Raw genomic sequence first — 13,377 nt, 5'->3', positions numbered from 1 at the left:
GGACAGCGGTTCCTCGGCATGATCTTCCACCCAAACAATAGGCGCCGCAATCCGGTTCAATGCGTAGTCTGCAACCGTCCACTTTGCCGCTAGAACAGTGTGCGTGGCCATGCGGGAATGGCCTCTTTCCATTCATCATGCTCTCGCCTGGACACCATTGATCGAACTCAATGCCCGGCTCCTGCGCATGGGCTATCTTTCGCGCCGAGGAACATTTTGTTCTCAGGAGTTAAAGAGATGAAGATGGCCGTGATCATTGGAGTTGCCGCGTTGACTGCTTTCGCCGGTACCCTTCCGATACAAGCCCAGCAGGATCGACGCGAATTTCGAAGAATGAACTGGAGTGAGAGTTTGCCTGACGCGGTGCGGGCTTATCACGGCAAAAGATTCACGATCGTGAGCTACAGGGTCGCAGGTTTTTCGGAGACCGGTTCACACCCACAACCAGGGAGTGAAGAACACGTTTCAGCTATCAGAGCCGCAATTCGGTCGAACAAATGGCTCGTGGCGCAGCTCAAGACCAAAAAGCTCGGGCCGAACGATATCGAGTGGGTGTCACGGGCACGCAACGGCAACATGACTTTTTATACTAAATGACGATTATCGGCGCTGACGTGCCCCACGAATGTCAGGTCGAGGCGGGTCGCACCGCCTCCCATGATCTCCCAGACGATGATCGCGAGTTTGTATAGCGGCTCACCTCGACCGAGCGGAAGACGCAAGCCTGGCCCACCGTGCTCCCACCACGGTAGCGGAGTAGGCCGAGACTGCCAGGCTTCTGCCATTGGGCGATGAGGCTGTCTAACCGCTGCCCTGGCTTTCGCAAATAGCCATCACAAGCGAGATTTCCATCCAAACTAAAGCATGTCGCCCGGAAGGGTGCAGCGGTTCCGGGATAACGACATGCATAAAAACAGAGGACTAAAGCGCGTCGCATGAATCAAGTTTGATGCGACGCGCTTTAGGCGCTGCAATTCGGTCGATGCAAAGTCGCCGATCGTTCCGAATCTTCCATGCTGAATGCCTTCAAGATTAGCGCGGAGACGTTAGAATGGGCGGACCGGTGACCGCGCGGGAGGTGGCGATGTCGAACGAACAGGGATTTTTGCGGATCTCGATCGCTGCGACCATCGTGGTTGCCGTACTCGGTGTCGTTTTCGGCATCCTTTCGGGCTCGTTCTCGATCGCTTTCGATGGCGTCTATTCACTCGCCGATGCAGCCATGACCGGGCTTGCGCTCTGGGTTTCGAGCCTGATCATAAGATCGACTAAGAGCGACGCCCGGTCCGGCAGGATTCGAAACCGTTTTACCATGGGCTTCTGGCATCTGGAGCCGATAGTCCTCATGCTCAATGGCTGCCTGCTGATGACGGTCGGGGTCTATGCGCTGATCAGCGCCATCATCAGCATCTTGAGCGGCGGCCATGAACTGCGCTTCGGCATGGCGGTCGCCTATTCCGCGGCGACCCTGCTTGTCTGCGTGATCATGGCCGTCCTCGGCATCCGGCTGAACCGCCGGATCAACTCCGATTTCGTCTCGCTCGACATCAAGGCCTGGATCATGTCGGGCGGCATTGCGTTTGCCTTGCTTCTCGCGTTCCTCGTCGGCATTGCCGTGCAGGAGACGCAAGCCGCTTGGCTTGCCAGCTATATGGATCCGCTTGTCCTGACGTTGGTCTGCCTGGTCATGATCCCGCTTCCGATCGGCACCGTCTGGAAGGCGCTGAGCGAAATTCTGCTGATTGCCCCGGTCGAACTCCAGCAGCATGTCGACCGGGTCGCCGCCGAAATGGTTGGCCGCCTCGGCTTCCTTTCTCACCGCGCCTATGTGGCCCGGGTCGGCCGAGCAACGCAGATCGAACTCTACTTCATCGTGCCCGAAGGGCTTCCTCCGAAGACCGTGGAGGAATGGGACGCGCTGAGAGACGACATAGGGAAGGCGATCGGGGACGAGAGCGCCAACCGTTGGCTGACGATCGCCTTCACCGCCGACGCGGAATGGGCAGAGTAGCCGTTGTCAGGCATTGTCGCTCCCTGCTGATATCGAAATGCTTCGCTTCACGTTGATTGCAATCAACGACGCTGCTCCACGCGTCATGTACGATCCTCCAAACTGAGATGCACGCCGCTGCATGGCGGCCACAGTCTTTGACCCCCGGTTTCTGGAGGAATGCATGGAATTCCAGATGGCATTTCCGATAGCCGTTATCGACGAGGATTTTGATGGCAAGAACGCAGCCGGACGCGGCATGCGTGATCTGGCGGCCGCGATCGAAAAAGAAGGCTTCCGGATCGTCTCCGGCGTGTCTTATGAGGATGCGCGCCGGCTCGTTCAGATCTTCAACACCGAATCCTGCTGGTTGATTTCCGTCGACGGCTCCGAGGACAAGACTACGCGCTGGCGGGTGCTGGAAGAGGTTCTGACCGCAAAGCGGCAGAGGAACGACCGCCTGCCGATCTTCCTCTTCGGCGACAGCACGACTGCGGAAGACGTCCCGGCTACCGTGCTGCGCCACACCAATGCCTTCTTCCGGCTGTTCGAAGATTCAGCGGAATTCATGGCGCGCGCCATAGCGCAGGCTGCGCGGAACTACCTCGACCGGCTGCCGCCGCCGATGTTCAAGGCGTTGATGGCTTATACACTCGAGGGCGCTTATTCCTGGCACACACCTGGCCACGGGGGTGGCGTCGCTTTCCGCAAGAGCCCGGTTGGCCAGCTCTTTTACACCTTCTTCGGCGAAAACACGCTTCGTTCCGATATCTCCGTATCGGTCGGCAGTGTCGGATCGCTTCTCGATCATGTCGGACCGATCGCCGAGGGTGAGCGCAATGCGGCGCGTATTTTCGGCACGGACGAGACCATGTTTGTCGTCGGCGGTACCTCGACAGCCAACAAGATCATCTGGCACGGCATGGTGGGACGTGGCGATCTCGTGCTGTGCGATCGCAACTGCCACAAGTCTATTCTGCATTCTCTGATCATGACGGGCGCGACGCCAATCTATATGACGCCGTCGCGCAATGGGCTCGGTATCATCGGCCCGATCTCGAAGGACCAGTTTAAGCCGGAATCAATCGCCCAAAAGATTGCCGCAAGCCCCTTTGCCGGGCAGACCAGCGGCAAGGTCCGGCTGATGGTGATCACCAACTCGACCTATGACGGGCTCTGCTACAATGTCGACGCCATCAAAGAGGTATTGGGCGACGCCGTCGAGGTGCTGCACTTCGACGAGGCTTGGTATGCCTATGCCAACTTCCATGAATTCTACGATGGTTTTCACGGAATCTCGTCGACGAAGCCGGCGCGATCCAAAACCGCGATCACCTTTGCCACGCATTCGACGCACAAGCTTCTGGCTGCATTCTCGCAGGCATCCATGATCCACATCCAGCATGCGGCCACCAAGCGTCTGGACATTACGCGCTTCAACGAAGCCTTCATGATGCACACCTCGACCTCGCCGCAATACGGCATCATTGCCTCCTGCGACGTCGCGGCTGCGATGATGGAGCAGCCGGCAGGGCGTGCGCTCGTTCAGGAAATGATCGACGAAGCGATCAGCTTCCGTCGGGCGATGAACGCTGTCAGAAAACAGACGGAAGCAAGCTGGTGGTTCGATGTGTGGGAGCCGACGATTGCCGACGAGACGCCTAGCGACACTCATGCCGACTGGGTCCTCAAGCCGGGTGAGGCCTGGCACGGGTTCGCGGACCTTGCCGAAAATCATGTCATGGTCGACCCGATTAAAGTCACCATCCTTTCGCCGGGCTTGTCCGCAAACGGCATGATGCAAGAACACGGCATTCCCGCCGCGGTCATCACGAAATTCCTCTCCTCCCGTCGCATCGAGATCGAGAAGACCGGGCTCTATTCCTTCCTCATTCTCTTCTCGATGGGGATTACGCGCGGCAAATGGAGTACGCTTGTCACCGAGCTCATCAATTTCAAGGACCTCTACGACGCCAATGCGCCGCTGACGCGCGTGCTGCCGGCACTCGCCGCAGCCCATCCGGAGGCCTATGCGGGCATGGGGTTGCGAGATCTCTGCGAAAACATCCATGCGACCTATCGCAAGGACGACGTGCCGAAGGCCCAGCGCGACATGTACACGGTCCTGCCGGAAATGGCGCTACGTCCTGCCGATGCCTATGACCGGCTGGTCAAGGGGAAGATCGAGAGCATCGAGATCGACGATCTCATGGACCGCATCCTCGCCGTGATGATCGTTCCCTATCCGCCGGGAATTCCGCTGATCATGCCCGGCGAGCGGATCACCCCATCCACGAAGTCCATTCAAGATTATCTGCTGTATGCCCGGGATTTCGACAGCAAGTTCCCAGGTTTCGAGACGGATATCCATGGTCTTCGCTTCGCTCCAGGCGATGGCGGACGCCGCTACCTGATCGATTGCATTGCAGAAGGGGCGCAAGAATGATCCCGCGAGATGTGAAGTCTCCGACGGTCGCCATACCGTTTCACAAAATGCTGAAGATCGTGGCCGTCGTCGATCGCGATAATCCGCAGGCTGTGGAGCTGCTGGCGCAGATTGCCGCCGAGGGTTTCGAAGTGGAACTGCGCGACGGCTACTCTGCCGACGTGTCCGAAGATGCAGCCGTCGGCGCCTATATCGGCTCGGTCGAGGGCGGCTGGCTGCCGGCCGCGCGCAGCTTCCTCCGCTCCGTCAGGGATATCGGCTTCGCTACGCCGATCTGGGCCATGGCGGATACGCTGACCGTTGCGGATATGGATGTGGTCGAAATGGCTGGCGAGGTGGAAGGCTTCGTCTATCTCGGACAGCAGACGCCTGCCTTCTATGCCAAGCAGATCATTTCCAGCGCGGTCAACTACGGCAAGACGCTGTTGCCCCCGTTTTTTGGCGGCATGATGGCTTATGATGGTGAGGCAAATATCGCTTTCGACTGCCCGGGTCATCAAGGCGGCCAGTTCTATCGCAAGTCACCTGCCGGGCAACTGTTCTTCAAATATCTGGGCGAAAGCATTTTCCGCAACGATCTCTGCAATGCGGACGTCGATCTTGGCGACCTTTTGATCCACGAGGGGCCTGCCGTGGAAGCCCAGAAGCAGGCGGCGCGCATCTTCGGCGCCGACCGCACATATTTCATCTTGAATGGAACCAGCACCTCTAACAAGGTCGTCGCCAATGCGGTGCTGCGCAGCGGCGATCTCGTGCTCTTTGACCGCAACAATCACAAGTCCCTCCACCAGGGCGCTCTGGTGCAGGCGGGTGCGATCCCGATCTATCTGCCGACGGCCCGCAATGCTTTCGGCATGATCGGGGCGGTCGACTGGGCCGCCTGGGACGAGAAATGGCTCCGGCAAAAGATCGAGGAGCATCCTCTCGTCAGCGACAAAGGCCGGGCGAACGCTGAAAGGCCCTTCCGGCTGGCCTGCATCCAGCTCGCGACCTATGATGGCACGATCTACAACGTGCGGGAGGTGATGAAGAAGATCGGCCACCTCTGCGACTACGTGCTCTGGGACGAAGCCTGGATCGGCTACAATGCCTTTCATCCGCTCTTCGAGGGACACAGCCCGATGCGGCTCGAGGATCTTCATGCGGACATGCCGGGTCTGTTTTCCACCCAATCCGTGCACAAACAGGGGGCGGGCTTCTCACAGGCCTCGCAAATCCACAAGCGGGACGAACATATCAGCGGCCAGCGGCGGTTCGTCGAGCACAAGCGGTTCAACGAGTCGCTGCTGATGCACGTTTCGACCTCTCCATTCTATCCGCTCTTCGCCTCGCTGGATGTCAACGCCAAGGTTCATGAAGGCAAAGCCGGCGAGATGCTGTGGGACCGCTGCATCGAGCTGGGGATCGAGGTGCGCAAGAAGCTGCGCGGCTTCGTTCAGCACTACGAGTCCAACGCCGCCGGCACTGAGGAACAGTGGTTCTTCGATCCCTTCGTGCCGGACAAGGTCAGTGTTTCCGGTTCAAAACACACAAACGATCTCGAAGATGTACGGTGGGAGGATGTCCCAACAGACGTGCTCAAGCGCGAGCAGCAATGCTGGCGTTTCGATCCGCAGGCAAAGTGGCACGGTTATGCCGGATATGCGCCCGGCTATACCATGGTTGATCCCAACAAGCTTACGCTGCTGACGCCCGGCATCGATCGGAAGACCGGCGAGTATCGCGAGTTCGGCATTCCGGCGACGGTTGTCGCCAACTATCTGCGCGAGCAGCGGATCGTGCCTGAAAAATGCGACCTGAACAGTCTTCTCTTCCTGCTGACGCCGGCCGAGGATGAGAGCAAGCTGAACACCCTTGTCGCCAAGCTGGTCAAGTTCAAGAACCTGTGGGATCGTGATGCGCCGCTGCAGGAAGTGCTGCCCACGGTGTTTGCCGCCAATCGCCAGCGCTATGCCGGCTACACGGTCCGGCAGATTTGCCGCGAAATGCACAGCTTCTATCGTGAGGCCGGTGTCAAGGAGCTGCAACGCCTCTGCTTCCGCTCGGAAAGTTTCCCCGAACCGGCAATTGCTCCGAAGCAGGCCTACGAAGCGCTGGTGGCCAACAACGTCGATTACGTGCCGCTGACGGAGGCTGCCAATCGCATCTCCGCAACCCTGGCGCTGATCTATCCGCCAGGTATCGGCGTGATCGTCCCCGGCGAACGCTGGGACGACAGGGCGCGCCCAATGCGTGACTATTTCCTGGCTTTCGAAGAATCCTTCAACCGCTTCCCCGGCTTCAACTACGAAGTCCAGGGCGTGTTCCAGGAACGGATCGATGGCCGGATCAAGTTCTACACCTACGTCGTGCGCGAGCAGGGGGGCGAGAGGATCTCATCATGACCGAGAACACAATGCATCTTGCGACCGAGACGGCCGCTAAGAAGATGAACCTGGTTCAGCTCACCTTCATCGTCGCCGTCAACATGATGGGATCCGGCATCATCATGCTGCCTGCAAACATGGCGCAGGTCGGCGCCATCTCGCTGCTTTCCTGGCTCGTGACTGCCATCGGCTCAATGGCTATCGCCTGGGGGTTCGCCCAGGCCGGTATCTTCAACCAGCGCCCGGGGGGAATGTCGGCCTACGCCGAGGACGCCTACGGGAAGGATGGCTTTTTCCTGGTATTCTTTCTGTATTTTCTGTCGCTTGCCATCGGCAATGTCGCGATTGGCATCTCTGCGGTCGGTTATCTCGCGGGCTTCTTTCCCGTATTGACCTCGACGCCGATCATGACCTGTCTGGCATTGATCGTTCTGCTCTGGCTGACGACGGCGGCAAATTTCGGCGGACCGCGCATCACCGGGCGTATCGGCGCAATCACCGTTTGGGGCGTGATCATCCCGGTCGGGCTGCTTTCGATCATCGGATGGCTCTGGTTCAGTTCGAGCACCTTTGCCGAGGCCTGGAACCCGAAGGGATTGAGCCTCGGCCAGGGAATGGGCTCGAGCATCTCGCTGACGCTCTGGGCTTTCCTCGGCATGGAATCGGCAGCGCAGAATTCGGATGCCGTCGAAAACCCGAAGCGTGATGTGCCCCTTGCCTGCATGTTCGGCACGCTTGGCGCAGCCGTCATCTATATCCTGTCGACCACAGTCATCCAGGGCATCGTGCCGAACCCGGAACTCGCAGCCTCAACCGGTCCGTTCGCGCTGGCCTATGCCAAGATGTTCAACCCGATGATCGGCTCGATCATCATGGCGCTTGCAGTCCTTGCCTGTCTTGGTTCGCTTTTGGGCTGGCAATTCACGATAGCGCAGACCGCGCGCACCGCCGCCGAGGGGAGAATGTTCCCCGCCATATTCTCGCACGTCAACGAGATGGGCGCGCCGGTGAAGGGGATGATCATCCTTGGCATCGTGCAGACATGCCTTGCCCTGATGACCATTTCTCCGACGCTCAGCGAGCAGTTCTCCGCATTGGTCAACCTCGCGGTCGTGACGAATGTGCTGCCCTATATCATCTCACTGTCGGCACTGTTCGTCATCATGAAGGCGGCGCGGGTGCCGCCTGCGAAATACCGGCTGAACGCCGTCATCTGCATGATCGGCATGCTTTACAGCGTCTTCGCAATCTATGCTTCCGGCAAGGATGCGGTGATGGGGGGAATGCTGGTGACAGGGATCAGCTTCATTATCTACGGCCTGATCGCACCGCGCTTCGCCGTCGGCGTGAGCCGTGTGCCGTCCGAGTAGCGGGAGAGGAAAAACCATGCCTATCAGCAAAGGTCGATGGATCGCAACGGGCGCCTCCATCTTCATAGTGGCGCTGTCGTCGGTGGGTTTAGCGCCCGCTGTCGCTCAGACGCTGGACCGTGTCCGTGCAAGCAGTTCGTTGAAATTGGGCTACGAGCCCGATGCGAGGCCGTTTTCGTTCAAGACGGACAATGGAGCACCCGACGGCTATGCGGTTGCCCTTTGCAACAAGGTTGCTGACAGTGTGAAAGCCGAACTGAAACTGTCGCGGCTCGATGTGGAGTGGGTAGCTCTGAGCGCCGACGCGCGGGCGAATGCTGTTACGGATGGCGTGGTGGACCTCGTCTGTGGCGCAGAGCCGGTCACCCTCAGCCGCAGGCAAAAGGTCTCATTCTCAATCCCAATCTTTCCGAGCGGCACCGGGGCCGTGGTCAGCGCCAGCGCCCCGTTGGCTTTGCGGGAGGTGCTAGAGTATGGCGAACCGACGAACCGGCCTGTATGGCGAGGCTCGCCCGCGCGCACGATACTCGAGCATAAGACCTTCTCGTCCGTAGCGGGCACGACAAGCGAGCGTTGGCTGTCGGACAGGATCAAGACCTTCCAGCTCGCCGCGACGGCGACATCCGTCGACAACTTCCAGAAAGGGATCGAGCGCGTCCTGGACAGCCAATCAGCTGTCTTTTTCGGAGACATGCCGCTTCTGATGGACGCCGCGGCGCGCAGTGATAATTCTGGCGATCTGATTGTTTTAAAACGACATTTTACCTATGAGCCGCTCGGTCTTGAACTGGCGCGAACAGACGAGGACTTCCGGCTAACGGTCGATCGAGCATTGAGCCAAGCCTATGCGGCGAAGGATTTCCGCACATTGTTTGCAACATGGTTCGGTCCGCCGGATGAGGCGACAGTCACCTTCTTCCAACAGACGGCTTTGCCGGAATAACACCACCCAAGGGAGCGAACGGTTGAGCCTCCTTTTGAAAGAGATCCGCGACAGCCCCATGCTGTGGTTGCTGGTCGCAGTGCCGGTGGTGTTTATTGCTGCGGCGGTGATGCCTGAGGCCCACACGGCGCTCTTTGTCCTGTCGGTGCTTGCCATCGTACCGTTGGCCGGGTTGCTCAGTCACGCAACCGAATCCGTAGCCGCCAAGACGGGTGACGCCGCAGGCGGGCTGCTTAACGCGACGCTCGGAAATCTCACCGAGCTGGTCATTGCGCTGGCTGCCCTGCGCGCCGGCGAGTATACGTTGGTAAAATCGTCGATTGCGGGCGCGATCGTCACCAACACGCTGTTCATGCTGGGCGCCTCTTTTCTCCTGGGCGGGCTTAAATACCACTTCCAGGAGTTCAACCGAGCCAGTGCGCGTCTTCAAGCCGGCCTTCTCTTTCTCGCCACCGTTGGGCTTCTGATGCCCTCGGCGGTTGCTGAAATGGACTCCACCTCGGCGTCGGCCGTCACCCAAAAACTCAGTCTAGGCCTGTCGGTTCTTCTCATTGTCGGGTACGGACTGGGGCTGTTGTTCAGCCTCAGGACACACCGCGAGATTTTCGCCGCAGCAGAGCATGCGGAGAGCGACGAGATGCCGTGGCCGATCGGCCTCGCCCTTGCCACGCTTGCTGGCGTCACCGTCCTCGTCGCGCTGGTGAGCGAGATCTTCGTCGAATCGGTGCAAAAGGCAGCTGAAGCGTTCGGAATGACGCCAGCCTTCGTCGGTTTCATCGTCGTCGCACTGGTTGGCGGGGCCGCCGAAATGGCTTCGGCGTTCTCAGGCGCTCGTAAGAACCGGCTCGATCTCAGCGTCGGCATCGCGCTCGGAAGCGCTTCCCAGATTGCGTTGTTCGTTGCACCCGTCCTGGTTTTGCTGAGTTACGTGATCGGTCCGTCGCCGATGAACCTGCAGTTCTGGCCGGGAGTCGTGGTGATGGTCCTCCTTGCGACCATCACGGCGATGTTCGTGACGAATAGCGGACGGTCGGCATGGTTTGTCGGCGTGTTGGTGCTGATGGTCTATTCGATCTTCGCCATAACGCTGTATGTCCTGCCCCCGCAAATGCAGTGACGTCGGCTGCAGTGGAATGATGCCCGAGCCCGATGCGGTGCGATAAGGGTTCCGCGATGCTCGACAGCGCCGTGCATCTTTCCCGACGCGCAAACGACGCTCTAGAACAGGATGGTTGTAGGTCAGGTCGGCCTGAATCCTGTTCTACGTTAATAGTTATAGCATCATGTCCTCCGGAAACCGCTCACACGCGGCTGAACTGCAGAAAGGTGGAAATCGTGCCAGTAGGAAAAGGCGATGAGCCCGGCGCCAGGCAAATGAGACGTCTGTTCTTCATTGCGCTCGCCCAGCAGCTTCGTATCATTTGGCCAATCCTGTCCGGCATCGTGTCGGTAATGATCGTTTCTGGCCTGGCAATATGGCGCATCGAGAATTGGAGGATCGACGAAGCCCTCTACTTCACCTTTGTGACCGGCCTTACCATCGGATATGGTGATTTTACGCCCAAACATCTGTCGGCTCGGATGTTTGCCCTGGTGATCGGTTTTGCCGGAATCGTACTGACCGGCGTCGTTGCGGCTGTCACCGTGAAGGCCTTGAGCGCAACCGATCAAGACAGCCGGAATGGGAGATACCAACCAGATGAGCCCTGATACCGATGCGGCTGCGGCTGCTATCTGTTGGGCCAAATAAAGGGACGGTTTTTTCGTGCTTGTATCTCGGCGTTCACCGTACATCCCTTCGACGGCCGACGCGTCGATCCCAAAGCGGCCCGGCCGAACCTTCCATTTTGAAATTGCATGGATCTGCGCGGGAACGATCTGATGTTCATGCAGTTCGGGCACCTTGCGGACGTGAGTGCGGAGCTAATCGATGGGCAAAGAGTGTGGACGGAGGAAATTGATGCTGAGGCTCCCCGAGTTCCGTCCTGATTTGGCCGATCAGGCCAGTGAGGCGCTGGGCGAGATTTTTGAGGCTTATGATCTTGCCGCCAATGCTCTGGACCGCTTCCGAAGGCAGCATCCAAGGCAACAGACGCTGATCAACGAGTACGAACAAGTCTGCCGCGAAATAGAGCAAGAGGTCGTCGTCTATTGCACCAAAGACTGAACACGGAGAACACCCGAGAGCGTTCATCGAACAGACGGAGATATTTCATCTAAGCCGTCGCACGACGTCAGAATCTGTTTGGGCCGACTGATTTCAAGCCGCGTTCGATCCGTCTGGTGCATCTGATGGCCATGCCCAGGCTCTCAGAAGTTCATAGAAGACACTCAGGACGATCGGTCCCAAAAATAGCCCCAGCAGACCGTATGATAGGGTGCCTCCTATCACGCCGATTAGTATGATCGGCATGGGAGTCGAGAGGCCCCTAGACATCAGGATCGGCTTCAAGATGTTGTCGATGAGCGTGATGGGGACCGCAATGCAGGTAAAGACGAAGGCGGTGACGGGAGACCAGGAGAACCAGGCCCAGATGATGGCGGGCAGGAGCACCAGGCCGGGCCCGAGCTGCATCACGCAGAGCATGAAGACCAGAAAAGTCAGCGCGCCGCGCGCCGGCATGCCAAAGACGGCGAAACACAAACCGCAAAGCAAGGTCTGCAGAAAGGCAACGCCGATGACACCGCGCGATACGTTTCGCACGGTCGTTCCGGCCAGCCGGGCAAAGCCGACACCTCTGTCCCCGCCGACCCGGCTCGCCAGCGCCTGAATTGCTGTCGCCAAGCGCGCCGCCCTTGTCAGAAGCAGGCCGGAAAGCATGATCGATACGACAAAGCTCAACAGGCCGCCGCCAACCGAGGCGAGCTTTGCAACAACAACGCCCATGACCTCACGAATGGGCGCCTGAAACTTGACGATGGTGGAGGCCAGGTCACCGGCAATCTGGTTCCATGTGTCATGGATTCGCTCGCCGACGATCGGCCATTCCCGCACCGCCGCCGGGGCGGAGGGGAGCGTGACGTTTCCTGTCCACAACTTGCCGATCAACGCCTGCGCGGCATCGGCAAAATTGACGGCAACGAGGCCCAGCGGTGCGATGATCAGGACAAGACAGCCGACGACAATGACCGTCGCCGCAATTCTCGGTCTGTTTCCGATCAGCCGCGTGAGCGCTTCGAACATCGGGAACAGTGCGACCGCAAGAATGGCCGACCAGATGACGATGAGTGCGAAGGGCGCGATGAGAACCATGGTCCAGTAGGTAAAAAGCCCGATGATGCCCAATCGAACCAGATCGCTAACTTTCGCCTCTATCGAAACCTGTCCGGCCTCGCTGCTTTGCGTCGTCGTCTCGGCTGATCTGTCCATCATCGCGCCCGCCAGTTCCAGGCTCGTTTTGTTTATGGCGTGACGTCGGGCACGACATGTCGGATGCTGTGATCGTCCACGAAGTCGGCCGGCCGCTTCTGGCGTTTTTTGAGATCCGGCGCATTAAACTTGACGCGTTCATAAGGGATGGATTGCAGGATGTGCGAGATGCAGTTGATCCGCGCACGTTTCTTGTCGTCCGACGGCACAATCCACCACGGTGCGTGATTTGTATCGGTCATCCGCAGCATCGCGTCATAGGCGCGCGTATAATCCCACCAGCGCTGATAGGATTCGACATCCATCGGGCTCAGCTTCCATTGCCGCAGCGGGTCGTCGATCCGACGCTTGAAACGACGCTCCTGTTCCTCCTCGCCGACCGTGAGGAAATATTTCAGCAGAACAACGCCGCTTTCGACGATCGAAGCCTCGAAGCGAGGCGCTAATTCAAGAAAGCGCTCTGCCTTCTTTTCGCTGCAGAAACCCATGACGCGGTCGACGCCGGCACGGTTATACCAGCTGCGGTCGAAAATCACGATCTCGCCGGCTGCCGGCAGATGGGCGATGTATCGCTGCATATAGATCTGTGATTTCTCGCGATCGGTCGGAGCGGGCAGCGCCACGACGCGGAAAACGCGCGGACTGACCTTTTCCGTTATCCGCTTGATCATGCCGCCCTTGCCGGCGGCGTCGCGTCCTTCGAAGATGATGACAATCCTCGCACCGGATTTCTTCACCCAGGCTTGCAGATGCGCAAGCTCCACCTGCATGCGGCCGATTTCTTTTTCATAATCCCACGACTTCTTTTTCTTTTTGTCCTTGCCGCCATTGTCGGTTTTCACATCGATCTGGCTCGGTTCGTAATTCTCGTCCATGGCTCTCCCTCCTGTGC

The 13,377-nt window shown here is 58.8% G+C and carries 11 protein-coding genes; 9 read left to right on the top strand and 2 right to left on the bottom strand.

What is annotated here, in order from left to right; translation table 11 throughout:
• The first annotated feature begins 237 nt into the window (after positions 1-237).
• From HJB83_RS00575 to HJB83_RS00535, 9 genes are all read left to right on the top strand, one after another.
• Positions 238-597 carry a hypothetical protein gene (locus HJB83_RS00575; RefSeq protein WP_207585780.1) on the top strand — a complete coding sequence of 120 codons (360 nt, stop codon included), beginning with the start codon at positions 238-240 and terminating at the stop codon, positions 595-597.
• A gap of 487 nt (positions 598-1,084) precedes the next feature.
• A complete protein-coding gene (locus tag HJB83_RS00570) occupies positions 1,085-2,011 on the top strand; it encodes a cation diffusion facilitator family transporter (protein ID WP_221116262.1) in 927 nt (308 codons plus the stop codon).
• A 163-nt stretch (positions 2,012-2,174) separates the two neighbouring features.
• Positions 2,175-4,436, top strand: coding sequence for an arginine/lysine/ornithine decarboxylase (locus HJB83_RS00565; protein ID WP_221131125.1), 2,262 nt, complete (start codon positions 2,175-2,177; stop codon positions 4,434-4,436).
• Positions 4,433-6,820: an ornithine decarboxylase gene (gene speC, locus HJB83_RS00560; RefSeq protein ID WP_207585778.1), complete on the top strand. Its 2,388-nt coding sequence runs from the start codon at positions 4,433-4,435 to the stop codon at positions 6,818-6,820. Before HJB83_RS00565 ends, speC begins: the two co-directional genes overlap by 4 nt.
• Positions 6,817-8,172: a putrescine-ornithine antiporter gene (potE, locus tag HJB83_RS00555; RefSeq protein ID WP_207585777.1), complete on the top strand. Its 1,356-nt coding sequence runs from the start codon at positions 6,817-6,819 to the stop codon at positions 8,170-8,172. Before speC ends, potE begins: the two co-directional genes overlap by 4 nt.
• A 16-nt stretch (positions 8,173-8,188) precedes the next feature.
• Positions 8,189-9,115, top strand: coding sequence for an amino acid ABC transporter substrate-binding protein (locus HJB83_RS00550; RefSeq protein WP_221131124.1), 927 nt, complete (start codon positions 8,189-8,191; stop codon positions 9,113-9,115).
• Between the two features lie 22 nt (positions 9,116-9,137).
• Positions 9,138-10,232: a calcium/proton exchanger gene (cax, locus tag HJB83_RS00545; RefSeq protein WP_207585775.1), complete on the top strand. Its 1,095-nt coding sequence runs from the start codon at positions 9,138-9,140 to the stop codon at positions 10,230-10,232.
• A 257-nt stretch (positions 10,233-10,489) separates the two neighbouring features.
• Entirely contained in the window at positions 10,490-10,825 is a 336-nt protein-coding gene (locus tag HJB83_RS00540; RefSeq protein ID WP_207585774.1) for a potassium channel family protein, read from the top strand.
• 220 nt (positions 10,826-11,045) lie between these two features.
• On the top strand, positions 11,046-11,282 hold the full coding sequence (locus tag HJB83_RS00535; protein WP_207585773.1) for a hypothetical protein: 237 nt from the start codon (positions 11,046-11,048) through the stop codon (positions 11,280-11,282).
• Positions 11,283-11,375: 93 nt separating this feature from the next.
• Here HJB83_RS00535 and HJB83_RS00530 read toward each other — a convergent pair whose 3' ends face one another.
• Complete coding sequence (locus HJB83_RS00530; protein WP_207585933.1) at positions 11,376-12,485, bottom strand: AI-2E family transporter; 1,110 nt, start codon at positions 12,483-12,485, stop codon at positions 11,376-11,378.
• Between the two features lie 32 nt (positions 12,486-12,517).
• Positions 12,518-13,360 carry a polyphosphate kinase 2 gene (gene ppk2, locus HJB83_RS00525; RefSeq protein WP_207585772.1) on the bottom strand — a complete coding sequence of 281 codons (843 nt, stop codon included), beginning with the start codon at positions 13,358-13,360 and terminating at the stop codon, positions 12,518-12,520.
• Positions 13,361-13,377: the final 17 nt, after the last annotated feature.

The sequence above is a fragment of the Rhizobium sp. NZLR11 genome (assembly GCF_019685115.1).
In the GTDB taxonomy this organism is placed as follows: domain Bacteria; phylum Pseudomonadota; class Alphaproteobacteria; order Rhizobiales; family Rhizobiaceae; genus Rhizobium.
Note: the sequence above shows the minus strand (reverse complement) of the source record. Positions and strands in the feature narration are given on the sequence as shown.

Coding starts and splice junctions, on each gene's coding strand:
- HJB83_RS00550 (WP_221131124.1), top strand. CDS start 8,189: ATGCCTATCAGCAAAGGTCGATGGATCGCAACGGGCGCCTCCATCTTC.
- HJB83_RS00535 (WP_207585773.1), top strand. CDS start 11,046: ATGGGCAAAGAGTGTGGACGGAGGAAATTGATGCTGAGGCTCCCCGAG.
- ppk2 (WP_207585772.1), bottom strand. CDS start 13,360: ATGGACGAGAATTACGAACCGAGCCAGATCGATGTGAAAACCGACAAT.
- HJB83_RS00565 (WP_221131125.1), top strand. CDS start 2,175: ATGGAATTCCAGATGGCATTTCCGATAGCCGTTATCGACGAGGATTTT.
- potE (WP_207585777.1), top strand. CDS start 6,817: ATGACCGAGAACACAATGCATCTTGCGACCGAGACGGCCGCTAAGAAG.
- HJB83_RS00540 (WP_207585774.1), top strand. CDS start 10,490: ATGAGACGTCTGTTCTTCATTGCGCTCGCCCAGCAGCTTCGTATCATT.
- HJB83_RS00570 (WP_221116262.1), top strand. CDS start 1,085: ATGTCGAACGAACAGGGATTTTTGCGGATCTCGATCGCTGCGACCATC.
- speC (WP_207585778.1), top strand. CDS start 4,433: ATGATCCCGCGAGATGTGAAGTCTCCGACGGTCGCCATACCGTTTCAC.
- HJB83_RS00575 (WP_207585780.1), top strand. CDS start 238: ATGAAGATGGCCGTGATCATTGGAGTTGCCGCGTTGACTGCTTTCGCC.
- HJB83_RS00530 (WP_207585933.1), bottom strand. CDS start 12,485: ATGGACAGATCAGCCGAGACGACGACGCAAAGCAGCGAGGCCGGACAG.